Genomic DNA, 24,259 nt, shown 5'->3' on the forward strand with positions numbered 1-24,259 from the left:
GTCCCCTCCGCTCTATCCCGACCGGCGCCGCGGCGGAAACCGATCCTGCGGCGTGGCGCGGGCCATGCCCCAGCGTGCGCGAAGCACTGCGCGCCTCGCCGAACAGTATTCGCTTCGCCGCCTAAGCAAAGCTGGAGTGATCTGAAAGACACGGTCCGAAGTTCAGAATTTTATGACTGGATTATGACGCAGCGTGACCGGTCAAATCCCTCTACTGGCTCGTCCATCGACCCTGCAGGGGAGCCGGTGAAGATGGTCAAGCACGGTATCTCGATCGCGGCGCTCGTCGCCGCGGGATTGTCGTCCGGTCAGGCAGAGGCCCAGAGCGTCAACACCACGCCGGCCAACGTCAACGTCCTGAACCTGCTGGCGCCCTACCTCGGCCTCAACGCCACGCCGGTCGGACAGGCCACGCTGCAGCTCAACCTGTCCCAGGCGATCGCCGACAACCAGAATGCGACGCTCGCCCAGCAGCAATTGGCGATCAGCGACAAGGCGCTGCCGGGCAACACGCCCTTCCTCGGCTCGATCACCCTGGTCAACGGCAGCGTGGTCAATCTCGGCCCCGGCGACAACATCGGGGGCGGGCTGCCGCTGCAGGCGATCCAGGGCACCGGCAAGTTGAACCCGCTCCAGCCGGTCGGCGGCCTCGGGCCCCAGCTCGGCGCGATCTTCCAGACCGGGATCCGGGCCAGCACGGCCTCCACCGGCCCGCTCGCCGCGACGTTCAACCTGCTGAACTCGGCCTACACCGTCACCAGCAGCGATCTCGGCGTGGCGAAGAACTACTTCGCCAACGGAGCCGCCACCAACCCGAGCACCACGCCGGCCGGGTACGTCCCGGTGCCGGCCGTGGCACCGGCGGGCTTCACGCTGCCCCGCGCCAACGGCCTGCCGAACACCACCGACAGCGTCTACGATCTCGCCTACGGGGTGAAGAACACGCAGCCCGGCCAGGACGTCTACGGCTCGTCCCGCCCGATCCAGGTCGCGCCGAGCCAGTACACCCTGTTCGACCCGACGGCGCTCAGCGGCATCGCCACCAACCCGTCCTTCCCGAGCGGGCACACCAACTACGCCTTCACCGACGGCGTGCTCCTCGGCATGCTGGTGCCGACGCAGTTCCAGAGCCTGATGCTGCGCGCCTCCGAGTACGGCGACAGCCGCATCGTGCTCGGCGTGCACTACCCGCTCGACATCATCGCCTCGCGCGCCTTCTCGGCCTACGACCTCGCCCAGGCCTTCACCAACCCGGCCTACATCAACAACGCGGCGACGACGGGCATCGCCCTCAACCTGCCGGGCCTGTTCACGAAGGCGCAGGCGGAGTTCCAGGGCTACCTCGCGCAGCAATGCGGCAACACGGTCGCGGCCTGCTCGGCGGGCGCGGCCAACACCGCCGGCAACCCCTATCTGTCGAGCGCCGCGAACCAAGCGCTCTACCAGCAGCGCCTGACCTACGGGCTGCCGGTGCTGACCTTCGCCCAGGCCCCGCGCGAGGCGGCGCCGACGGGTGGACCTGATGCCTCGATCCTGCTGGCACCGCTCTACGGCGGCAGCACGCAGGCGGCCCGCACCCTCGCGCCGAACGGCGGCCTCACCGCGAGCCTCCAGACCGACACGATCAATCAGATCATCGTCAACACCGAGACCAACGCGCTGGCGGCCTTCTACGGCTCGGCCCTGAGCTACTGGAGCCGCATCGACCTCTACACCGCCGCCGGCTACTTCCAGAACGTCACCGGCAGCCTCACCCTCGACCCGCTCGACCGGATCAACACCGCGGTGACGGTGGGCGCCACGGGCGTGCTCGGCGGCAGCGGCACGGTGGCGGGCCTCTCAGTTCTATCGGGCGGCGCCGTGGCGCCGGGGGCGGGCGGCATCGGCACCCTGACGGTCGCGGGCAATGCCGGCTTCGCGGCCGGCTCGGCCCTGCTGGTGGACGCCAATGCCGCCGGGCAGGCCGACCGCCTCGCTGTCGCGGGCAGCGCCACCCTCGCGGGCGGCACCGTTCAGGTCACCGCCGCCCCGGGCATCTACAATCCGCGCACCCGCTTCGCCATCCTCTCCGCCGCCGGCGGCGTCGCCGGCCAGTTCGGCAACGTCACCGCAAACCTCGCCTTCCTCTACCCCAGCCTCAGCTACGCCCCCACCGAGGTCGATCTCACCCTCACCCGCAACGACATCGCCTTCTCGGCCATTGCGGCCAACCGCAACCAGGGCGCGGTGGCCGATGCGATCCAGGCTGGGGGCCCCGGCACCGGCGCCTTCCAGCGCACGGTCGGGCTCAGCGCCGACGAGGCCCGCACCGCCTTCCAGGCGCTGGCGGGCGACATCCACGCCAGCACCGTCTCGACCAACTACGCCACCGCGTTCTTCGTGCGCGAGGCCATCCTCGACCGCCTGCGCTGGGGCCCCACCCCCGGCAGCGCCGACGGCCTCGACTACGGCAGTCTGCCGGCCACCTACACCGCCGACCTGCCCGGGCGCCGTCCCCCCGTGGCCGCAATGCCCGCCCGTATCCTCGACCCGCGCATTTTCGGCCTCTGGGGCCAGGGCTTCGGAGCCTTCGGCGCGGCGCGCTCGGACGGCAACGCCGCCGGCCTGACCCGCCAGATCTCCGGCTTCGCCCTCGGCGCCGACGTGCGGCTCGAGAGCGGGATCAGGCTCGGCGTGGTGGGCGGCTACACCTCCGCCAGCCTCGACACCGCCGGCCGGCTGCAATCGGCCACCATCGAGAGCGGCTACGGCGGCGTCTACGGCGGCTACGAGGCCGGCCCCTTCGCCCTGCGGCTCGGGGCCACCTACGCCGACAACAGCACCCGCACCCGGCGCGCCGTGGCCTTCGCGGGCTTCTCCGACACCGCCACCGCGCGCACCGGCGGCGCGACGATCCAGGGCTTCGGCGAGATCGGCTACAAGATCGTCCTCGGTCAGGCCGGCCGGGCGCCGCTGGTGTCGAAGGACGGCCCGGCGCCGCGCCAGGGGGCGCCGGCCTATCTCGAGCCGTTCGTGGGCGGCTCCTACGTCTCGATCGGGCGCGACCGCTTCGTGGAGGCGGGCGGGCTCGCTGCGCTCACGAGCTTCGCGCGCGACTACGAGGTGGGCGCGGTCACGGCGGGGCTGCGCGGGCAGACGGCGCTGGATCTCGGCTTCGCGGCGCCGATCTCCGCGCACGGGCTGGTGGGCTACCGGCGCGCCTTCGGCGACGTGGTGCCGACGGCGCTGCTGGCCTTCGGCGCCGGCCCGAGCTTCCTGACCGCCGGCATCCCGATCGCCCGGGACGCGCTGGTGGCCGAGGCGGGCCTCGACCTGCGGGTGTCGCCCAACGCTACCCTGGGCGTCGCCTATACGGGCCAGGTCGGCGACCGGATCCAGGACCACGCCGTCAAGGGCACCTTCACCTACCGGTTCTGAGACGCCGCCCGCCTTCGAGAACGTATCCCGCGGCGCGAGCCATCATGCCCGAGCAGAGTCGCGCCGTCCCGGATGGCGCGGCGCGGGTGACCGGATCAGGCGGTCAGTTCGTCCGCGAGACCGTCGAATTCCGTGCGGATGCTGGCGTAGAGCCGGCGCACCCAGACCGTGGCCTCGGCCTTGTCCGCCTCGGCGCCCTGCAAAGCCGCCTCGGCGCGAATCGCCCGGGCCTCGGAGGCCTGGGCCGCGGCCTCGGCATCGAGGGCGCGCCGGTTGGCGGCCTCCGTCGCCGCCTCGGCGGCCCGCATCCGGGCCTCGGCCGCCTCGGCATGGGCGAGGCTGCGCTGCATCGCGAGGCGGGCGCGCCGCGCCTCCTCCTGCGCCTCGCCGCGAGCGCGCCGGACGCGGCTGCCCATGTCGCGGATGAGCTGGATCGCCGCCGCCCAGTCGATCGCCTCGGACCCGACAGGATCCTCGGCCTCCGGTGCGGGGGCGAGGTCCCCGCCTCCCTGCGGATCGGCCTCCGGGCCCGCGTCGGACAGGTCCGCGCGTGAATCCGCAAGTCCATCCGCGAATCCATCCGCCGTTCCGTCCGCGAGCCGGTCCACGAAGCCGCCGAGCTCGGCGCTCAGGTCGACGTCGAGGTCGGCCACGAGCTGCGCGAGGCGCTCGTGATCCTCGGGGGCGAGCAGCCGCTGGAGCGGGGTCAGCCCGGGGACGGCGGAGCGGGGCGGAGTGCCGGCCTGCACCGGACGGGCCGCCGCAGCGCTCGGGACGGATCGGATCGCGGCGCCCATCAGCCGGGCTGCCGGGTCGGCGGGAAGGCGGCGAACTCGCTGCTGATCGCCTCATGGATGCGCACCAGCCACTCCTCGGCGCCGCGCGCGCGCTGCTCGGCATCCTCGGCGCGCTCCTCGGCGGCCCGCACCCGGGCCTCCGCGTGGGCCTGGATGTTGGCCGCGCGCGCCTCGGCTGCCCGGACCCGGTCCTCGGCGGCCTTCACGTCCGCACGAACCCGCTCCAGGAGCTCCTGGACGCGCAGTTCCTGCTCCTGCGCCTGGGCCTCGACCTCGCGGGCATGGCTGGCGGCCGAGCGCACGCGATCGATGAGGGCGGCCCATTCCTGCGGCGAGGCCGGCTGGATGGTTCCGGCCGGAGCCGGCCGGTCCGCGGCGGCCCGTTCGGCGGGTGTGCGGACGATGCGCAGGATGCTGTTGAGCGGGTCGCTCGCGGTTGGCGTCGCCGGCCGGGCCGAGGAGGCGCGCGTTTCGGGCTCACCGTACCCCTCCCACCCGAGCGTCTTGGCCGGTTCCATCGCGAGATCCTCCGTCGGCACCGCGTGCTCCAGCTTCGGCACGCTGCGTTGCCGGCTCAGATTTGGTTAAGCTTGGTTAAAGAGACGTTAACGCGGTCGTCCTTTTCGCCTCCGACAGCTCACCGGACAGTTCTCATAACGTGTGTTACTTGCACCTGCTGATGGCGTTTCGTCGATATGCGGACGCTCGACATCGCCTTGGCCGACACATCCTCGTGCGACGAGGCGGCACGATGGCAAGCCCGCCGCGTCCCCGATGCCTGAGCGCGGCGCCGCCTTCACGATCCGGTAACCATGCGGATGCGAGACCGGCGGCCTCATCGTCGGTGCGGAAGGTGGGACCACATGCCCAAGCATATCGTCGTCGCGGTGCCCCACAGCCTCGGAACGGACGAAGTGCGCCGCCGGCTCGACACGCATACGGATTGGGCGCGGCAGACGCTCGAAAAGGACAAGATCGCCGTCAGCATCGGCGACTGGGTCGGCAACGAGCGGCCGTTCTCGGCCTCCGCCCTGGGCCAGAGCGTGCGGGGCGTGCTCGCCATCGCCGACGACGCCCTCCGCTTCGAGGCGGAGCTGCCCTGGACGCTCGGAATCTTCTCCCCCGCGATCGAGGCAGCGGCCCGGCACTACGCCGCGCGCCTCCTCGCCTGACGGGTCAGCCGCCCGGCCGGACGGGGCTCCGCCTGCGGCGCGTCACCTGCCGCAGGATGCGGGACAGCTCGTCGACCGAATAGGGCTTGTGCAGCAATTCGAAGCCGTTGTGCCCTTCCTCGGCGAGGACGTGGCTGTAGCCCGAGGCGAGCACCACCGGCAGGCCCGGCCTGCGCCGCCGGATCTCCCGCCCGAGTTCGACCCCGTTCATCCCCGGCATCACCACATCGGAGAACACCACGTCGAACCCGCCCGGCTCCGCTTCGAGGCGGGCGAGCGCCTCGTCGGCATTGGCCGTCCAGGTGGTGACGTAGCCGAGATCCTGCAGGGTCTGCGTGGCGAAGCGCCCGACCTCGACGTTGTCCTCCACGACCAGGACCCGCCGGCCGTTGCCCGCGGGGGCGGGCCGCTCGGCCTCGGTCTCGCTCTCGGGCTCCGGGCCGTCTGGCACCTCCGGCAGGTAGAGGGTGAAGGTGGTGCCGCCGGCCGCGCCCGTCCGCACCGCGACGTTGCCGCCCGACTGCTTGGCGAAGCCGAAGACCTGGCTGAGCCCGAGGCCCGTGCCCTTGCCCACCTCCTTGGTGGTGAAGAACGGCTCGAAGATCCGCTCGATCACCGCGTCGGGGATGCCGATCCCGGTATCGGTGAGCGAGACGGCGACGAAGGGCCCCGGCCCGCCCGCATGGCCGCGGATCATCGGCATCGCCATCCCGGCCTCCAGGGCCAGCGTCAGGGTGCCCGCCCCGTCCATGGCGTCGCGGGCATTGACCGCCATGTTGACGAGCGCCGTCTCGAACTGGCTCAGGTCGGCGTGGACGTAGCAGCGCGCCTCGGGAAGCCGCGTCACCACCGCGACGCGGGCACCCGTCACCGCATCCACCATGTCGGCGATCGCCCGCAGGATCACCCCGACCTCGAAGGTCTCGGGCTTGAGCGCCTGCCGCCGGGCGAAGGCCAGCAACTGGCTCGTCAGCTTGGCGGCGCGGTCCACGGTGTCGGAGACCGCCTCGAGATAGCGGGTCCGGCGCTCCTCGGCGAGGTTCGGGCGGCGCAGGAAGTCGACGGAGGAGCGGATGATGGTGAGCAGGTTGTTGAAGTCGTGCGCGACGCCGCCGGTGAGCTGGCCGATCGCCTCGAGCTTCTGCGATTGCCGCAGCGCCTCCTCGGCCTGCCGCAGGGCCTCGGCCTGAAGCTTCTCGGCGGTGATCTCGCGGCCGTAGGCGTAGACGAGGTCGCCCTCGCGCGAGGTGTGCCAGGAGATCCAGCGCGCCGTGCCGTCCCGGTGGCGGTAGCGGTTCTCGAAGCTGGTGAGGTCGCGCTCGGTCACGGCCTGGCTCAGGGCGGAGGCGGTGATGGTCGCGTCGTCCGGCCAGATGAAATCCCGGTAGCTGCGGCCCTCGATCGCGGCCGGCTCGTAGCCGAGGATCCGGGTCCAGGCCGGGTTGACGGCCCGGAAGATGCCGTCCGCGCCGACCACCGCGAGGAGATCGCGGGAATTGCGCCAGACCCGGTCGCGCTCGGCCGTGCGCGCGACGACCTCGCTCGCGAGGCTGGCGTTGAGGCTGCGCAGCGCGTCTGCCGCCTCGCGCCGCAGGGCAGCGAGCTGAAGGTTGGTGCCGACCCGGGCCAGAAGCTCGCGGGACGAGAACGGCTTGACGAGGTAGTCGTCCGCCCCGGCGTCGAGGCCCTCGACCTTGGCCTCGTCCCCGGCCCGGGCCGACAGGATGATCACCGGCAGCTCGCGCAGGGCCGGCTCCGCCCGGATCGCCGCGAGCAGGCCGAAGCCGTCGAGGCGCGGCATCATCACGTCGGTGAGCACGAGGTCGGGCGTGCGCATCCGCGCGGCGTCGAGGGCGGCCTGACCGTCCGCGACCGCCTCGACCGTGTAGCCCTCGCGGGCGAGCAGGCGCCGGACGTGCTCGCGCATGTCCGCGTTGTCGTCGGCGAGCAGGATGCGGGCGCTCCGGGGCGCCCCGGCGCCGCCGGTCGGCAGCAGGTCGCGCAGGTCGGCAGCGCTCAGGCCCTCGGTCTCGGGAGCCGGGTCGAGCCAGCGCCGGGCCTCCTCGACGAAGGCCGCCGCCCGCACGGCCGTTGAGGTCGCGGGCTCCGCGGGCGCCGCGGGCGCGTCCGGGACATGCGCCCGCCCGAGCGGCAGGCAGACGCGGAACACGCTTCCGCGGCCCGGCTCGCTCTCCGCCGCGATCGTGCCGCTCTGGAGCTGGACGAGTTCCTGCACCAGGGCGAGACCGATGCCGCTGCCCTCGAAGGTGCGCCCGCGCGCGCCCTCGACCCGGTGGAAGCGCTCGAACAGGCGCGGCAGCTCGGCGGCGGCGATGCCGATCCCCGTATCGGCGACCTCCAGCACGGCCTGCCCGTCCTCCCGGCGCAGGCCGACGCGGATCTCCCCCGTGAAGGTGAACTTGAAGGCGTTGGAGAGGAGGTTCAGCACCACCTTCTCCCACATGTCGCGATCGACGTGGACGGGCTCGCCGAGCGGCGGGCAGGCGACCGTCAGGGTCAGGCCGGCCTGCTCGCAGAGGGAGCGGAAATTGCCGGCGAGCGCCTCGGTCAGCGCCGCGAGGTCGGTCGGCTCGAACCGCACGGTGGCGCGGCCGGCCTCGACCCGGGCGAAATCCAGGAGCCCGTTGACAAGGCGCAGCAGCCGCAGGCCGTTGCGGTGGGCGAGGCTCAGGAGGTCGGCATCCTCGCCCGGGACGCGACCGCGCGCCAGCACCTCCTCGAGAGGGCTCAGCATCAGGGTCAGGGGCGTGCGGAACTCGTGACTGACGTTGGAGAAGAACACCGTCCGGGCCCGGTCGAGCTCGGCCAGGGCCTCGGCGCGGCGGCGCTCGGCCTCGTAGGCGTCGGCGCTCGCGAGGCCGGCGGCGACCTGGCCGATCAGCAGGTCGAGGAAGCCGCGATAGCCCGCATCGAGGGGGCGGATCGGGTTGAGCGCGAGCACGGCGACGCCGACCGGCGCGGACTCGCCCTGACCGGCGACCGGCAGCAGCAGCGCCCGGTCCGGGATGCGCCCGGAAGGCCCGGCGGGAAGCGTGCCGAAGCGCGCGGCGAGATCCACGGCCGGCGCCACGCCGCCGGCGGCGGTCCGCCAGAGCAGCCCGGCCTCGCCCGCGTCGCGGGACAGGATCGCGGGTGCGGCCTCGGCCGGGATGCCGACGGTGCGGGCAAGGCGCGCGCTGCGCCCGTCCGGTTCGAACAGGTAGACCAGAGCTGCCGGCACGTCCTGCGGCGTCTCGGCGAGGCTCGCCGCGAAGGCATCCAGGACGCCGGCCCGGGTGTGGCTGGTGGCGAGCCGCGCGGCGAGGCCGCCGAGGAGCCGCAGGCGGCGCTCGCCGACGACCCGCTCGGTCTCCTCCGTCACCACGCAGAGCATGCCGGCGATCGCGCCCGCATTGTCGGTCAGCGGCGAGTAGGAGAAGGTGTGGTAGGTCTCCTCGGGGAAGCCGCGCCGCTCGAGCAGCAGGAACAGGCCCTCGTCCCAGGTGGCCTCGCCCGTCTCCAGCACCTGCCGGATCCGCGGGCCGATCTCGGGCCAGATCTCCTCCCAGACCCGATCGGAGCGGGCGCCGAGCGCCCAGGCCTCCTTGACGCCGAGCGTCGGCAGGTAGGCGTCATTGCAGAAGAAGGTGAGGTCGGGGCCCCACAGCATCCACATCGCGAAACGGGAGGACAGGACGATTCGAATCGCCGTCTTCAGGCTCTGGGGCCAGCCGGCGGGCTCGCCGAGGCTGCCGGCGGACCAGTCCTGGGCGCGCATGCGGGCGCCCATCTCGCCGCCGCCCTGCATGAAGCCGGTATCGACGGGAGCGTGGGCGGCCCCCTCGGGGGCCGGACTATGCGGCGTGGTCCGGGCGTCCTCGGTCTCGTCCATCGATGCGGCGCACGGCCTCCGGGAGCGCGGCCGGCTCTCGGAACGCCGGCGATGCCCGGTATGTGAGCCATCCCGGCCCGGATGCCTAGTGCGCGTGCAGGATGCAACCGGCGACAAATCGCTTTTCGGTTGTATCTGACCGTTTCGACGCCGGCGCGGCGCCCGGCCCGATCGCCTCGCGCCGCCGCACTCGGTCGGCGGACGCGGAGCGTTCGGTGGCCGTCCGGCCCACGGAGCCGGACGGGGCGCGGGGCCCGGGCATGGCGGAGTGCCTCACTCGCGGGCGGCGGCCTCGCGGACGATGCCGCTGTGGGGCTCCGAGACGAGCACGCGGTCGCCCACGCGACGGATCTCGACGGCCTCGGGTGCGTCGCCGAGCGCCCGGGGCGTGGAGAGCGTCACGCTCTGATCGGGGCCGAGCACCGTCTCGAACCGGACGGCCGGCGCGGCGGCGCGGGGCGCCAGGGTGACGACGACACGATAGCCCTTCGGCTCGGCGGTGTAGTAGGCGACGCCCGCCAGGGTGCCCAGGCTGACGCTGCCGGCCCGGGCTGGAGCGATCTCGGCGGAGACGGCCGGGACGGCGGCGGCGAGCAGGGCGAGGGCGGTGAACGTGGTACGCGCGAACATGACGGTCTCGATCCTCGAAGCGGCGCGGGGTCCGTTGCCCCGGCCTGTGCAGCCGATATGCTTTGCATCGCAGCATGGATCAAATCGATTGCATCGCTAATGACTATTGATCATGTCGATCTCTCCCGGATCGATCTGAACCTGCTCGTCGCCCTCGACGCGCTGCTCGCCGAGCGCAGCGTGACGCGCGCGGCGGCGCGGATCGGCATCGGACAATCGGCGATGAGTTCGAGCCTCGCCCGCCTGCGCCGGCTCTTCGACGACGAGTTGCTGACGCGGGCGCCCGAGGGCATGCGGCCGACGCCCCGGGCGCTCGCGCTCGCCGAGCCGGTGCGCACGGCCCTGCGCCAGATCCAGTCGCTGGTGCGGCGCGACGAGGCGTTCGACCCGCGCGTGGTGGAGCGCACCTTCACGATCAGCCTGCCGGACAGCACCGAGGTGCTGCTCGGTCCTCGCCTCCTCGCCTACCTGCAGGCGGAGGCGCCGGGGATCCACCTGCTGCTGCGCTCCATCGATCGCGCCCGCATCCTCGACGAGCTCGACACCGACCGGGTCGATCTCGCCATCGGGTTCTTCACCGAGGGCCAGATGCACCACAAGCGGCGGGTGCTCTACCGCGACAGCTACGTCTGCCTGTTCGATGCCGGGCAGGTCGGGCTGCGGCCGCCGATCTCGCTCGACGACTACCTGCGCTTCCCGCACGTGCTGACGAGCCTGCGCGAAACGGCCCACGGGGTGGTGGACGATGCGCTGGCCGAGCTCGGCCTGAAGCGCACCCTGGCGGTGACGACGCCGCGCTTCCTCGTGGTGCCGTTCCTGGTGCGGGCGGCCCCCGTGATCACCACGATGCATGCCCGCCTCGCCCAATCCTTCGCCGGGGCGCTCGGCCTCACCGTCAGCCCGGTGCCGGTCAGCCTGGAGCCCGTGACGGTCTCGATGCTGTGGCACGCCTCCTACGACGCGGATCCGGCCCATCGCTGGCTGCGGCAGGTGCTGGTCCGGCTCGCGGGCGAGACCGGGCCGTCCGAGCACCTCGACATCGCCGGGCCCGCCTGAGCCGCGCGCCGCCCAGGCGTCAATAGGGCTCGCCAGTGGCGGAACCCGGCGGCGGCTGGAGCGGGATCGGGTCCGGCTCGCGGGGCGCGCGCGCCGGGGCGGCGCGGGGCGCCGCCGGGCGGGGGGCGGCGGCACCCGCCGGGCCGCGCGGACCCGGGGGACCGGCCGGTCCACGCGCCCCGGGTTTGCCCGGAGGCCCCGGCGGGCCGGCCTCGCCGGGCGGACCCGGCTCCCCACGCCGTCCTTCCGGCCCCGCGGGGCCGACGGCGCCCGGCGGCCCGCTCTCGCCTTGCGGCCCGGGCATGCCGGGCGGCCCCGCAGGGCCCGGCTCCCCGCGCGGACCCTGCGCCCCCGGGGGGCCGGCCATTCCGGCCGGTCCCGGCGGGCCGATCTCGCCCCTGTCGCCCGTATCGCCCTTCTGACCGCGCGGGCCCGGAGGGCCGGCGGCCCCCGGCTCGCCCCGGGCCCCGGGCTTGCCATCCGCGCCGGGCAGGCCCGAAGCACCCGTCTCGCCGCGTGGGCCGGGTGGCCCCGCCGGGCCCGCCGGTCCGGCTGGACCTGACGGCCCGGGAGGGCCCGGAGGACCGGCGACGACGGTGGCGCTCGGCTGGGCCGTCTCGCCCGGCGGACCGGCCGGGCCCTGCTGGCCGCACTCGCCGACGACCGCCTGCTGCGTCTCGCCGCCCGCCCGCAGGGTCACGATGCAGCTTGCCGGGTGGTAGATCAGGTGGAACTCGAAATTGCCCCGGCTGTCGGTCTTCTGCGGGAAGCGGCCGTCGAGGGTGATCTGGGCATCGGTCGCGCTCGTCGAGCCGAGCACCCAGAGCTCGCCGCCGGTGATCTTGGCGGCCAGGACCTGCATCTCGGCCCGGGCCTCGGCCGGCCCGAGAGCGGCGGCGAGCAGGGCCGGCATCAGGGAGCGGCGGAAGGACCGGTACGCCACGCACGAACCTACGGGTTAAGCTTAATGTCCAGTGTGCCGCCTTTCGCGCGCAGGGAAAAGGCGAGGCCGCGCGCTCTCGGCCGCCCGGCCCGGTTGTGCACAGGCGCGCACGGAGGCCGGAGGGTGGGAAGCTTGGCAGCAAAGTCGGCAAATGAGTGCTAAACCATTGCTAATCATCAATTATTTCGCGCGCTCCCTTGATCCGGATCGCGCTTCGCGTCAAGCTCTCGCCTGCACAACAGCTTCGCGCGAGGATCGAGAATGAGCGTGTCGCCCGCCTTCCGCCGTCAGATCGAGGGCTACAGCCTCACCACCGCCGAGATCCTCTACCGCTTGCCCGACCATCCCAACCTGCTCCAGACCTTCGTCTGGCAGAACCACGACCTGTTCCCGGACTTCCCGGAATTGCGCCGGTTCCTCGCGTTCTGGCAGCGCTCGATCGAGGGGCCGCTCCACTCGGTCAAGGTCGCCCACAGCCGGCTGATCCGCCCGGCCGAGCTGCGCGCGGTCGGGGCCGAGTTCCGGCTGCACTGAGGCCGGCGGCCCGGCGCGGGCTCGCCCGCACGCGCGGGATCCCTCGGGCGCCCTCGCGAATTGATGGCGGTCAGACCGGGCGCGCCGCCCGAGGAGGTCGCATGGGCTTGCTCGCCTTCCTGCTCTTCACCCTGCCCTGGTTCGCGCTGGGGATCCTGGACGTCATGCGCCTGCGCGCCACCCGACCGCTCTGAGGGCGGCGGCTCAGGCCGAGCCCGCGATCACCGAGCGCTCGAAGGCGTCGACGAAGCGGGGCTCGACCTGGCCCGCCATGCCGCGCAGCACCCCCATGGCCTCGGGCCGGCTCATGGCCGGGCGGAACGGGCGTCGCGCGGTCAGCGCCGCGAAGATGTCGCAGATCGTCAGGAAGCGGACGACGTCTCCGAGTTCGCCCTCGCCGAGCCCGTCCGGGTAGCCCGAGCCGTCCAGCAATTCGTGGTGGTGGCGCACGGCGTCGAGGCCCGCCGGGTCGTCGTAGCCGCTGGCGCGCAGGATCTCGTAGCCGATCAGCGGGTGGCGCCGCACGGCCGCGGTCTCGACCGCGTCGAGGGGGCCGCGCTTGAGCACGATCTGGCGCGGCACCCGGGCCATGCCGATGTCGTGGACGAGGGCCGCCCGCACGAGGCGGCGCCGCTGCAGGTCGGGGAAGCCGATCTGGGCCGCGAACTGGGCGGCGAGCCCCGCCACCGCGAGGCCGTGCTGGGCGGTGGGGTCGTCATGGGCCCGGACGGTGTTCAGCCAGCGCGCGACGCCGCCGTCGTGCAGCACCCCGACGATGCGGGTGATGCAGGCGTCGATGGGCACGAGATCGACGGCGTTGCGCGTCGTGGCCGAGCCGAACAGGGCCGAGAGGGCGGTGCTGGTGCGCTCGGCGCATTGGCGGATCGTGGCGTTCAGGCTGCCGCCGCCGGGATCGACGAGGTTGAGCAGCGCCGTCACGATCTGGTGGGGCGGGGCGTAGAACGGCACGCAGGCCCCGGCGCCGAGATACTGCGCCTGCCGCAGGGCCTTGTCGGCGACGCGGTGGCTCACGCAGAGCAGCGGCGAGCGCGCGGCCCAGCTCTGCCGCTGCCGCCGCTCCAGGCAGCGGATCGCGGTGACGCGCGTGAGGTCGAGATCGCAGACCGCCGCGTCGACGCGCCCGAGCGTCGCCCAGTCGATGCCGGGATCGACGATCCGGCAGACGGAGACGCCCTGCAGCGCCTCATGGATATGGGCGCTGCGCTCGGGGTGATCCGTGACGAGCACGATGGTTTCGGGCAGCACGGCGGCTCGCCTTCCCTCCGGCCGGCGCGCCGTCCGACGAAGACGGGTGCGGGCGCCACGCCCGGTGTGCCGGATCGGGCCTGAGATTTGGTAAAGGCGGACCGCGGCCTCAGGCCGGCCCCGGCCGGGAGGCGACCGCCCTGCGCCCCGTGAGGCGGCGCGCGGTGACGAGGCCGAGGGCCAGCATCACCAGCGCGCAGGCGGACAGCGCGCCGAGGGTCCCGACCGCCCGGAGCGCCCCGCCGAGGATCGCGACCCCGAGCGCCTGACCACAGAAGAACGAGAAGGCGTGGAGCGCCACGGCCGAGGCGCGGGCCTGCGGCGCCACCTCGGTCACCTGCACCTGATAGGTGTTGTGGAGCATGTAGAAGCCGAGCCCGAGGGCGACCATCGCGGCGCAATCGGCCTGCCAGGTGCCCGCGAGGCCGACCACGAAGAGCGCCCCCGCGCAGACCGCCCCGCCCGCAACCAGCATCCGGCCGATCCCGAGCGACCGCACCAGGAGGCCGACCAGGGCCGAGTAGGCGAGGCCGCCCGCGGCGAAGCCCGCCAGCACGAGGCCGGCCTCGCGCGGGCCGCCCTCCCCTCGCGCCTCGATCAGCGGGGCGAGATGGGGGAAGATGCCGAACACGGCGATCGCCTCGACGAAGACGGCGCCGAACAGCACCCGCGCCCGCGGATTGGCGAGGATCGCGCGGTAGCGGCGCAGGGCCGCCCCGAAGGCCGGCCGCCGCGCCGCGTCGGCCCGGCGCTCGAAGCCGAGCCGCGTCGCCGCGAAGGCGAGCGCGGCCACCGCCGCCGTGGCGGCGAAGACGCCCTGCCAGCCGATCCAGGCCTCGACCAGGCCCGCGAAGGTCGAGCCCGTGAGCTGGCCGAGGATCACCGCGACGAGGAAGCGGCCGATCGCCACCTGCCGCCGCTCCAGCGCGACGCGGTCGCCCATCAGCGCCAGCGCCAGCGGCACCACCCCGCCCGCCGCCGCGCCCGCCAGCATGCGCAGGCCGAAGAGCAGGCCCATCCCGCCCGCGAGCGCGCAGCCGAGCAGCGCCAGGGCCAGCACGGCGAGACAGGCCGTCATCACCCGCTCCTTGCCGAGCGCGTCGCCGATCGGCCCGAGCACCGGCTGGATCAGCGCGTAGGGCAGCGCGAAGGCGGTCGAGAGCAGCGCCGCCCGGTGCGGGTCGCTGCCGAGATCGCGCGCCAGCACCCCGACGAGCGGCTCGACCGAGCGCCCCGCCACGGTGCTGGCGAAGCCCGCCACCGCCAGGATCACGATCAGGCGGGTCGCCCCGCGCGGCGGAGGATCGGGCTGCAGGGTCAGGGCGTCGATCCTCGGGTGCGGGCAGGAATTTCGGTCCGGCGCGGCACGCGGCCGGTCTCGGCAGGGTTACGCGCCGGACCGCCCCCTGGCCAGGGCCGCCCGCGGCGCGCCGCGGCCCGGTCCTGCCGATGCTGGAATTCCAAATACTGAATACACCGGGCGCGACTGTCTCGGGTCAGGGAAATTCAAAGCCCGGCCAAATAAACTTCTGTTGCACCCCGCGGCATCGCGCCCGTACTCTCGTCTCGACTGGCCCGATCGGTACGTCGTCCCAGGTCGCTGTCCTGCGGGCGGCGCCCGGGCGGCGCCCGGGCGGCGCCCGGGCGCGCTCGGCGCCCTCCGGCCGCGGACAGGGACGCGGACGGCCCCGTGAAGACCTCCCGAGGAGGCGAAGGGACGGACACGACGCCCATGAAGAAGAACAAGGTCATCTCCGCCGACGAGGCCATCGCCCTGATCCGCGACGGCGACGTCGTGACCACCACGGGCTTCGTCCAGAGCTGCATCCCGGAGGCGCTGCACGCGGCGCTGGAGAAGCGCTACGTCGCCAGTGCGAGCCCACGCGACCTCACCCTGATCATGACGGCTGGCGCGGGCGACAGCAAAGGCCTCGGCACCGGGCGCTTCCACCACGACGGCCTGCTGCGCCGGGTGATCGCCGCGAATTTCGGGCGGATGCCGAAGGTCGCCCAGGCGGCCCAGGAGAACAGGATCCTGGGATACAACCTGCCCCAGGGCGTGATCTCGCAGCTCTACCGCGCCTGCGCGGGCGGGCAGCCGGGCCTCTTCACGAAGGTCGGCCTCAAGACCTATGTGGACCCGCGCCACGGCGGCGGGCGCGTGAACACCGTCACGACGGACGACATCGTGAAGCTCGTCGAGGTCGATGGCGAGGAGTGGCTGTTCTACAAGGCCACCAAGATCGACGTGGCCTTCATCCGCGGCACTTCGGCGGACCCGTCGGGCAACATCTGCATGGCCAAGGAGGCCCTGACCCTCGACAACCTCGCCCAGGCGATGGCGGCGCGCAACAACGGCGGCCTCGTGATCGCGCAGGTCGAGCGCATCGTCGAGCAGGGCTCGATCAAGCCCAAGGACGTGCGCGTGCCGGGCATGCTGGTGGATTGCGTCGTGGTGGCCGAGCCCGAGCACCACCGCATGAATTACGGCGTGATGCACGACGCTGCGCTCGCCGGCGAGATCCGGGTTCCGGTCAATGCCTACAAGAAGATGCCGCTCGACGCCAAGAAGATCATCGCGCGCCGAGCCGCCTTCGAGCTGCCGCCGAACGGCGTGGTCAATCTCGGCGTCGGCGCGCCCGAGGGCATCTCCTCGGTCGCCGCCGAGGAGCAGGTCACCCCCTACATCACGCTCACCACCGAGGCCGGGGCGGTGGGCGGGGTGCTGGCATCCGGGTCGAGCTTCGGCGCGGCCACCAATGCCGACTGCATCATCGACCAGAACCAGATGTTCGACTTCTACGACGGCGGCGGCCTCGACATGACCTGCCTGGGTCTGGCCGAGTGCGACGGGGCCGGCAACGTCAACACCAGCCGCTTCGGCGGGCGCCTCAACGGCTGCGGCGGCTTCATCAACATCTCGCAGAACGCCCGCAAGGTGGTCTTCGCCGGCACCTTCACCAACGGCGGCCTCGTCACCGCGGTCGAGGACGGGCGCCTGCGCATCCTGCAGGAGGGCCGCGCGCGCAAGTTCGTGGCGAGCGTGGAGCAGAACACCTTCAGCGGGCCCTTCGCGCAGGAGCGCGACCAGCCGGTCCTCTACGTGACGGAGCGCTGCGTCTTCAACCTGACCAAGCGCGGCCTCGAACTGATCGAGGTGGCGCCCGGCATCGATATCGGCCGCGACATCCTCGCCCACATGGAGTTCACCCCGGTGATCGAGAACCCGATCCCGATGGACCGGCGCCTGTTCCGCGACGAGCCGATGGAGCTGCTGGCCGACCTGCTCAACCTCAACCTCAGCGAGCGGGTGAGCTACGACAAGGAGCGCAACCTCCTGTTCGTGAACCTGGAAGGCTGGCAGGTGCGCTCGAAGGGCGACATCGACGCCCTGCGCCAGGTGCTGGAGACCGCCTGCCTGAAGGCGGGCCAGCGGGTGAACTCCGTGGTCAACCACGACGGCTTCCGCATCAGCGAGAATCTCTACGACGCCTATGCGGAGATGATCGAGTACCTCTGCAAATACCATTACCTGACGACGACGCGCTACGCGACGAGCGCCTTCCTGCGTCTGAAGATGCAGGAGGCCCTGAGCAAGCGCGGGCTCTCCCCGCACATCTTCGAGCGCAAGCAGGACGCCCACGCCTTCCTGGAGCAGAGCGAGGTGCGGCTCGGCCCGACCGGCGTGATCGCCTCCGCGGCCTGATCAGGGCATCGGGACCTCGGCGCGCCGCCCCCGGAACGGCCACGACCGCGCCGCGCGCGGCACCGGAACGCGGGCCGGGTCCGCGGGCCTGACCTCCGCGCGGCTGTCGCGGTAGCGCAGCATCGTCTGCTCCAGGCGCCGCATGGCGGTGAGGAGCTGCGCCGCCATCAGCCGGTGTCCCTCGAGGGCGCCCGCCTCGTGCAGCGCCCGCTCGCAGGCCTCGGCGCGGGCGATCAGGCGCCGGGCCTCCTCGAGATAGCGCTCCATCCCGTCCGGATCCTCGACCGCGATCGGATTCATGCTCGCCTCCCGGCGGACCCGCCCGTGCGCCCCGTTCGCGCGGAGCGTCCCCCGGCTGGTCCCGCTGCTTCGATAGTCCGGCGCCGCGCCTGGCCGGCCCCGGCCAGATCAAGAGCGCGTAAGATTTCAGACAGTCCAACCGATGAAAATACGGCTACGCCGTGGGAGTATTTTCTGAATACGTCATGTGCTAAATATTACAGACCATGCAAATACGGTTACGAACCCCGATATACATCCACCATTTGGATCATGTCGAGACTGCGTCGGGCGTGCATCATGGCGGTTCCTGATTCGCGGAGTGAGTCCCATGTCCCGGCTCGGTCTGTTCGTCACCGCATTCGCGCTCGCCACGGGCGCCTTCTGGCTCACCATCCTCACCGACCCTCCGCGCTCGGTGGCCTCCCCTCGGGCGGCCGTCGTCAGGACGTGGGACGCGGCCCCCCTCGGCCGCGCCCGCTTCGTGCCCGAGGAGCTGTGCGGGCGCTTCGGCGCCTGCCCAGAATAGGACGGTCCGGCACGGAGCCGGGCAGCGCGGCGCCGGATCGACCGGCTCTGCGGTGCCGCGGCGCCGGATTCTGTCCCGGATCGGCACCGGATCGGCGGAACGGGGCTTGCGGACACCGGCGGGTGTTGCGCAGGCCAGCCGAGACGACCGATGCCGTGGAACCGGAAGGAATTCATCAATGTCGGCTTCGACAGGCTCGGGCCCGGCGAGGTCGTCGAGACGATCCTGAGCGCGGCCACGGCCGAGCGCTTCCGCTACGTGGTCACCCCCAACGTCGACCACATGGTCCGCATCGACGCCGATCCGGACGTGGCCGCGCTCTACCGGAACGCTTGGCTGTGCATCAACGATAGCCGGATCCTCGGGGCGCTGGCCCGGGCCGCGGGCGTCGCCCTGCCGGTGACGCCCGGGGCGGACCTCGTGGGCGATCTGCTGCAGGACCGGCGCCTCGCGCGCGACACGCCGATCCTGGTGGTCGGGGGTCATCGCGGGCTCGCCGAAGAGCTCGCCCTCCGGCTCGGCCTCACCGCGATCCGGCAGCACCGGCCGCCGATGAACCTGCTGCGCGACCCCGGCGCCTTCGAGGCCGCGCTCGACGCGGTCGAGGACAGCCGCGCCCGCCTCGTCTTCCTCGCGGTCGGCTCGCCGCAGCAGGAATACATCGCCGCGGCGCTCGCGGCCCGCGGGATCGCCTGCGGCGTCGGGCTCTGCGTCGGCGCGGGCCTCGAGTTCCTCGTCGGCGCCCGGCGCCGGGCCCCGCTCTGGATGCAGCGGGCCGGGCTCGAATGGGCCTTCCGCCTCGGCACCGAGCCGAAGCGCCTCGCGCGCCGCTATCTTCTGGACGGCCCGCGCATCTTCGCGATCTATCTCGCCTACCTGTTCGCCCGCCGCGGCGCGCTCCAGCGCGGCTGATCGCGGCTCGTCCCAGCTTCGTCAGAGCGGCTCCGGGCGCGCTCGCCGGGACGGCGGATCCGGGGGCTCCCCGCGGCCGCGGCGGCCGAGCCGCAGGGCGATGGCGCGCCAGTCGAGCTGCGGGATCCCCTCCACGCGGGCCCTGAGGCGGCGTTCGCGCGCGTGCAGGCGCGCCTCGGCGACCTTGCGCGCTGTGATAGCCACGACGGTGACGACGGCGCCCGCGACGACGCTGCGACAGGGCAGCACGCGGACGACGCTGCGCGCCCGTAGTCTCGCGTTGGTGATCTCGCGCCTCATCGCCCCCAGGGCGCGCAGGACGCGCCGGGCGTCGTCCTGAAGCTCGTCGTCGGCGATGGGCGACGTGATGTGCGCGATCGAGCGGGAGGTTCCCCGGGCGGTTCAGGGCCCGGCGCGACGCGGACGCACCGTCAATGCGCCTCCTCCCAGTTCGCCGCCGCCCGCGCCTCGACCACGAGGGGCACCCGCAGGGTCAGCGCGGGCGCGGGCGCCTCCTCCATCACCGAGGCGATCACCGGCAGCGCCCGGTCGACCTCGTCCTCGGGCGCCTCGAAGACGAGTTCGTCGTGGACCTGGAGCAGCATGCGGACGTTGAGCCGCTTCTCGGAGAGCGCCTCTTCGATCCTGGTCATCGCGCGGCGGATGATGTCGGCGGCCGTGCCCTGGATCGGGGCGTTGATCGCCTGCCGCTCGACGCTGGCGCGCTCCTGCGGGTTGTTGGAACGGATCTGCGGGTAATGGCAGATCCGGCCGAACAGGGTGGTGACGTAGCCCTTGTCGCGGCAGAAGCGCTTGGTGTCGTCGATATAGGCCCGGATGCCGGGGAAGCGCTCGAAATACTGCTTGATGAAGGCCGAGGCCTCGGCCTGCCCGATGCCGAGGCGGTCGGCGAGGCCGAAGGCCGAGATGCCGTAGATGATGCCGAAGTTGATGGTCTTGGCGCGCCGGCGCAGGTCCGGCGTCATGTCGCCGAGCGCCACGCCGAACATCGCCGAGGCAGTGGCCGCGTGGATGTCGATGCCTTCCTCGAAGGCCTGGCGCAGCTGCGGAACGTCGGCGATGTGGGCGAGCAGGCGCAGCTCGACCTGGCTGTAATCGGCCGAGATCAGGCGGTTGCCGGGCCCGGCCACGAAGGCGCGGCGGATGCGCCGGCCCTCCTCGGTGCGGATCGGGATGTTCTGCAGGTTCGGCTCCGAGGAGGAGAGCCGGCCCGTCGTGGTGGCGGCGAGCGAGAACGAGGTGTGGACCCGGTCGGTGTCGCGGTCGGCGTGTTGCTGGAGCGCGTCCGTGTAGGTCGATTTCAGCTTCGAGAGCTGGCGCCATTCGAGGATCTTCTTGGGCAGGTCGTGGCCGGCCTGGGCGAGTTCCTCCAGCAGCGTCGCGGGCGTCGCCCACTGGCCGGACGGCGTCTTCTTGGCTCCGGGCAGGCCCATCTTGCCGAACAGGATGTCGCCGATCTGCTTCGGCGAGCTAACCGAGAAGGTCTCGCCCGCATCCGCCTGGATCTCCTCCTCCAGCCGCACCAGGGTCTGGGAGAAGTCGCCCGAGAGCCGGCTCAGCATGTTGCGGTCGATCCGGATGCCGTTCCGCTCCATCCGGGCGATCACCGGCAGCAGCGGGCGTTCCAGGGTCTCGTAGACGGCGACCCGGCGCTCGGCCACGAGCCGGGGCTTCATCATCCGCCACAGGCGCAGCGTCACGTCGGCATCCTCGGCCGCGTAGGCCGTCGCCCGGTCGATCGCCACCTTGTCGAAGGTGACCTTGGCCCGGCCCGTGCCGGCCACGTCCGAGAAGGTGATCGGCTGGTGGCCGAGATGGCGCCGGGCGAGCTCGTCCATGCCGTGCCCGCCCTTGCCGGCATCGAGCACGTAGGAGATCAGCATGGTGTCGTCGAAGGGCGCCACCTCGATGCCGTAGCGGGCGAGCACCTGCCAGTCGTATTTGAGGTTCTGGCCGACCTTCAGCACGCCCGGGTTCTCAAGGAGCGGCTTCAGGCGGGCGATCGCCGCGTCGAGGGGGATCTGCTCGGCGACGAGGCGGAACTCGCCGGTCGCGGACTTGGCGCCGCCGAAGAGGTCGCCGTCGGCCACGCCCTCGACGGGCTCGACATGGGCGAGCGGGATATAGGCGGCCCGGCCCGTCGCGGTGGCCAGCGAGACGCCGACGAGATTGGCCCGGTGCGCGTCCAGCGAATCCGTCTCGGTGTCGACGGCGATCACCCCGGCCTCCTCGGCCTCGGCGATCCAGGCGTCGAGGGCGTCGAGGCTGCGGATCGCCACGTAGGCCTCGGTGTCGAAGGGCTTGACCGATTCCGCCGCGCGCGCGGCCACGAGGTTGCCGGGCGTCGGCTCGGCGGGCGTGCGGGGCTTTGGCGCCGCGTCCGGCAGGTCGAGATCGGCGAAGGGGTCGGCCTCCGCCTCGGAGCCGGGAGGCGCGTCGCCTGGCGGACGCTCAGGCCCCGCCGCCGCGGTTTCGGGATCGGGCGGCACCGCGTCGCCGAAGAACGGCACCGCGTCGCTGCCGCCGTTGGCGTTGGCGTAGCCGTGCGGCCGGCCGCCGGGCAGGAGCCGGGGATCGGGCTGCACGGCCTCGGGATCGACGTGGAGCATCTGGGCGATGCGCCGCGTCAGGGTGTTGAACTCCATCGCCTTCAGGAAGCCGACGAGCCGCTCCGGGTCGGGCTGGGGCAGGCGCAGGTCGTCGAGGGCGACCGGGACCGGCACGTCCTCGATCAGCGCCACGAGCTGTCGCGAGAGCCGGGCCTGCTCGATATTGGCGAGCAGCGTCTCGCGGCGCTTGGGCTGCTTGATCTCGCCCGCACGCTCCAGGAGCTGCTCCAGGCTGCCGAATTCCTTGATCAGCGCGGCGGCGGTCTTCAGGCCGATGCCGGGCACGCCCGGCACGTTGTCCGAGGTGTCGCCGATCAGCGCCAGCGCGTCGCCGATCTGCTCGGGCCGCAGGCCCTCCCACTTGGCGATGATGGCGTCGACGTCGAGGTTGCGCTCGGGCCGGTAGCCGGGCTTGCCCTTGGCGCCCGACTCGAAATCGTAGAACCGCACCAGGGGCCCGACGAGCTGCATCAAGTCCTTGTCGGAGGAGACGATGATGACGCCGGCCTCCCGCGCCTCGGCCTGCCGGGCATAGGTGGCGATGAGGTCGTCGGCCTCGTAGCGCTCCAGTTCCACGGCGTGGAGGCCGAAGGCCCGCACCGCGTCCCGCATCAGCGGCATCTGGCGCTTGAGGTCGTCCGGCGCGTCGGGGCGGTGCCCCTTGTAGTCGGGGAACATCTCCTTGCGGAACGAGCCCTCCGACTTGTCGAAGACGATGCCGAGATGGGTCGGCTTCGTGCCCGCGGCCCCGTCCTGCAGGAACTGCGCGATCTTGGTGCAGAACAGGCGCACCGCGCCGGTCGGCAGCCCGTCCGAGGGGCGCGAGTTGTATTTCTGGTCCTGGTTGATCGACTGGAAATAGGCCCGGAAGATGAAGGACGATCCGTCCACCAGGATCACCTGGTCGCCGGGGCCGACGGGCTTGGACTCCGCATCGGGAGTCGGGGTCTCGGTCTTCGCGCTCATCGGGCCTACGTGTCGCGTGCGGTCGGCCCCTGTCTAGAACCGAAACCGCACGGACGGAAACCGCCGTCGCGGTCGCGGGCAGGTTGTCAGGCGCCGACCGCAACGGGCCGCGCCGGCGCGACCGCCCGCCGGCGCGCCGCGCGGCGGCGCAGGATCCACAGGGCGATGCCGGTGGCCGCGAAGAGCGGCATGGCGAGCGCGGCGAGGCAGAACACCAGCGCGACGGTCGCGCCGAAGAAGCGTCCGCGATGGACCTCCAGCATGGCGTCGGCCATCTGGCGCCCGAGCGGCTTGTCCTCGGCGCTCCGGCTGGCCAGCAGGGCGCCCGTGGCCGCGTCGAAGCTCATCTCGGAGCGGGCCCGCGGCAGGTCGTCGGCGCGGGCGAGATAGCGGATCCGGATGCCGGGATCGCGCTCGCCGGGAAGCGTCAGGACCGCCGTCGCGGCGTCGGCCCCGGCCCCGGCCCGGAAGGTCTCCCAGGCCTTGTCGAGGGCGACCGGTCCCGCCGGGGCCTGGGCGCGCCGCTGGCCGCCGCCCCGCTCCCCGCCCATCCGGGAGCCGCCGGCCGTGGCGCCCTCCGGCCGCGGGCCGCGCTGCGGGCGCGCCTCGGGCCAGGCGCCGGTGAGGACGTAGGTCGCCCCCGCCTTGTAGGCATCGTAGGACCACCACAGGCCGGTGAGCGCGAAGACGCAGTAGACCGGCACCAGCCACGTGCCCGCGACCGCGTGCAGCGACCACCAGCGCGGGCGTCCGGCGACGCGCAGGCTGGGCCGCAGCCAGACCCTCCAGCCGTGCCGCTTCGGCCAGCGCAGGTAGAGACCGGTCGCCAGGAAGATCAGCAGCGCGATGGCGCAGAGCCCCGTGACGGTGCGGCCCCAGCCGCGCGGCCCGCCGGGGATCAGGAGGAAGCGGTGCAGCGCCCGGACGGTGTCGAAGGTCGCCTCGCCCGCCACCGCGCCGCGGTCGGCGCCGTCGTAGGGATCGGCGTAGTGCGAGGCCGCGTGCTCGCCCGGGTCCGCGCCGGCGAAGCGCACCCGCACCGCCTCCCCCGGATCGCCCGCGATCGTCAGCCCGGCGACGCGCAGGCCCGGGTGCTGCGCCTCGATCCGGGCGACGAGCGCCTCCGGCCCGAGGCGCGCACGGCCGTCGGGGGCGACCGCGCGGCGCGCGGCGTTCAGGGCGTCGACGATCGCCTCCTCGTAGCTCATCAGGGCGCCGGTCAGGCCCATCAGCGCCAGGACGAGGCCGGCGCTGAGGCCGAGGATCCAGTGCGTGCGGAACAGGAGCGTGCGGAGCGTCAGGCGCATGGGGTCGGCCGCGAGGGATACCGGGACAGGCCGACCGGGTCGAACGGCCGGGACGGGCCCGCGGTAAGGTGCGGCGCACGCGCCCGTCAAGCACGCATTCTGTTCGGGCGCGGATATGTTTTAGCATTCGAATAATTCTAAGCCGGTTACATCCGGATATAGAGCGCCGAGAGCAGTCTTTCCGCGATCACGACGCGACGGATACGGCCGCTCATCCCGATCG

General features: G+C 72.7%; 18 protein-coding genes. 7 read left to right on the forward strand and 11 right to left on the reverse strand.

The window, feature by feature from the left end; genetic code table 11:
* Nucleotides 1-252: 252 nt before the first annotated feature.
* Nucleotides 253-3,417 (forward strand): autotransporter family protein, encoded by a 3,165-nt coding sequence (locus ACS5RC_RS17590; RefSeq protein WP_478345192.1) that lies wholly within the window; start codon nt 253-255, stop codon nt 3,415-3,417.
* Nucleotides 3,418-3,512: 95 nt separating this feature from the next.
* Here ACS5RC_RS17590 and ACS5RC_RS17595 read toward each other — a convergent pair whose 3' ends face one another.
* Nucleotides 3,513-4,214 (reverse strand): hypothetical protein, encoded by a 702-nt coding sequence (locus tag ACS5RC_RS17595; protein ID WP_478345193.1) that lies wholly within the window; start codon nt 4,212-4,214, stop codon nt 3,513-3,515.
* Entirely contained in the window at nt 4,214-4,774 is a 561-nt protein-coding gene (locus tag ACS5RC_RS17600) for a hypothetical protein (RefSeq protein WP_478345194.1), read from the reverse strand. Before ACS5RC_RS17600 ends, ACS5RC_RS17595 begins: the two co-directional genes overlap by 1 nt.
* Nucleotides 4,775-5,077: 303 nt before the next feature.
* On the opposite strand from ACS5RC_RS17600, the gene ACS5RC_RS17605 reads away from it, so the two are divergent.
* Nucleotides 5,078-5,386: a polyhydroxyalkanoic acid system family protein gene (locus ACS5RC_RS17605; RefSeq protein WP_478345195.1), complete on the forward strand. Its 309-nt coding sequence runs from the start codon at nt 5,078-5,080 to the stop codon at nt 5,384-5,386.
* A gap of 4 nt (nt 5,387-5,390) precedes the next feature.
* Here ACS5RC_RS17605 and ACS5RC_RS17610 read toward each other — a convergent pair whose 3' ends face one another.
* Entirely contained in the window at nt 5,391-9,278 is a 3,888-nt protein-coding gene (locus ACS5RC_RS17610) for a response regulator (RefSeq protein WP_478345196.1), read from the reverse strand.
* 273 nt (nt 9,279-9,551) lie between these two features.
* The gene (locus tag ACS5RC_RS17615) at nt 9,552-9,908 is read right to left on the reverse strand and encodes a hypothetical protein (protein WP_478345197.1); all 357 of its coding nucleotides are present in this window, start codon (nt 9,906-9,908) and stop codon (nt 9,552-9,554) included.
* Between the two features lie 99 nt (nt 9,909-10,007).
* Here ACS5RC_RS17615 and ACS5RC_RS17620 point away from each other — a divergent pair, with 99 nt between their 5' ends.
* Nucleotides 10,008-10,964, forward strand: a complete 957-nt coding sequence (locus ACS5RC_RS17620; protein ID WP_478345198.1) for a LysR family transcriptional regulator — start codon at nt 10,008-10,010, stop codon at nt 10,962-10,964.
* A gap of 19 nt (nt 10,965-10,983) precedes the next feature.
* Here ACS5RC_RS17620 and ACS5RC_RS17625 read toward each other — a convergent pair whose 3' ends face one another.
* Nucleotides 10,984-11,907, reverse strand: coding sequence for a hypothetical protein (locus ACS5RC_RS17625; protein WP_478345199.1), 924 nt, complete (start codon nt 11,905-11,907; stop codon nt 10,984-10,986).
* 261 nt (nt 11,908-12,168) lie between these two features.
* Between ACS5RC_RS17625 and ACS5RC_RS17630 the strand changes: the two genes are divergently transcribed.
* Nucleotides 12,169-12,441, forward strand: a complete 273-nt coding sequence (locus ACS5RC_RS17630; protein WP_478345200.1) for an usg protein — start codon at nt 12,169-12,171, stop codon at nt 12,439-12,441.
* A 204-nt stretch (nt 12,442-12,645) separates the two neighbouring features.
* Here ACS5RC_RS17630 and ACS5RC_RS17635 read toward each other — a convergent pair whose 3' ends face one another.
* Together ACS5RC_RS17635 and ACS5RC_RS17640 are read right to left on the reverse strand one after the other, a co-directional pair.
* The gene (locus tag ACS5RC_RS17635; RefSeq protein ID WP_478345201.1) at nt 12,646-13,707 is read right to left on the reverse strand and encodes an HD-GYP domain-containing protein; all 1,062 of its coding nucleotides are present in this window, start codon (nt 13,705-13,707) and stop codon (nt 12,646-12,648) included.
* A gap of 109 nt (nt 13,708-13,816) precedes the next feature.
* Nucleotides 13,817-15,028: an MFS transporter gene (locus ACS5RC_RS17640; RefSeq protein ID WP_478345400.1), complete on the reverse strand. Its 1,212-nt coding sequence runs from the start codon at nt 15,026-15,028 to the stop codon at nt 13,817-13,819.
* Between the two features lie 411 nt (nt 15,029-15,439).
* Between ACS5RC_RS17640 and ACS5RC_RS17645 the strand changes: the two genes are divergently transcribed.
* On the forward strand, nt 15,440-17,413 hold the full coding sequence (locus tag ACS5RC_RS17645) for an acyl CoA:acetate/3-ketoacid CoA transferase (RefSeq protein WP_478345202.1): 1,974 nt from the start codon (nt 15,440-15,442) through the stop codon (nt 17,411-17,413).
* Here the strand turns inward: ACS5RC_RS17645 and ACS5RC_RS17650 are convergent, their stop codons facing one another.
* Nucleotides 17,414-17,713, reverse strand: a complete 300-nt coding sequence (locus ACS5RC_RS17650; RefSeq protein ID WP_478345203.1) for a hypothetical protein — start codon at nt 17,711-17,713, stop codon at nt 17,414-17,416. It abuts the gene before it with no gap.
* Between the two features lie 310 nt (nt 17,714-18,023).
* Between ACS5RC_RS17650 and ACS5RC_RS17655 the strand changes: the two genes are divergently transcribed.
* Both ACS5RC_RS17655 and ACS5RC_RS17660 read left to right on the forward strand, forming a co-directional pair.
* Complete coding sequence (locus ACS5RC_RS17655; protein WP_478345204.1) at nt 18,024-18,221, forward strand: hypothetical protein; 198 nt, start codon at nt 18,024-18,026, stop codon at nt 18,219-18,221.
* Between the two features lie 150 nt (nt 18,222-18,371).
* Nucleotides 18,372-19,133: a WecB/TagA/CpsF family glycosyltransferase gene (locus tag ACS5RC_RS17660; protein WP_478345205.1), complete on the forward strand. Its 762-nt coding sequence runs from the start codon at nt 18,372-18,374 to the stop codon at nt 19,131-19,133.
* Nucleotides 19,134-19,154: 21 nt separating this feature from the next.
* Here the strand turns inward: ACS5RC_RS17660 and ACS5RC_RS17665 are convergent, their stop codons facing one another.
* The 3 genes from ACS5RC_RS17665 to ACS5RC_RS17675 all read right to left on the reverse strand — a co-directional run bounded on the left by ACS5RC_RS17665 (nt 19,155) and on the right by ACS5RC_RS17675 (nt 24,036).
* The gene (locus ACS5RC_RS17665) at nt 19,155-19,433 is read right to left on the reverse strand and encodes a hypothetical protein (protein WP_478345206.1); all 279 of its coding nucleotides are present in this window, start codon (nt 19,431-19,433) and stop codon (nt 19,155-19,157) included.
* A 131-nt stretch (nt 19,434-19,564) separates the two neighbouring features.
* A complete protein-coding gene (polA, locus tag ACS5RC_RS17670; RefSeq protein ID WP_478345207.1) occupies nt 19,565-22,729 on the reverse strand; it encodes a DNA polymerase I in 3,165 nt (1,054 codons plus the stop codon).
* 86 nt (nt 22,730-22,815) lie between these two features.
* A complete protein-coding gene (locus ACS5RC_RS17675; protein ID WP_478345208.1) occupies nt 22,816-24,036 on the reverse strand; it encodes a PepSY-associated TM helix domain-containing protein in 1,221 nt (406 codons plus the stop codon).
* Between the last annotated feature and the right edge of the window lie 223 nt (nt 24,037-24,259).

The organism is Methylobacterium sp. HJ2, assembly GCF_056431005.1.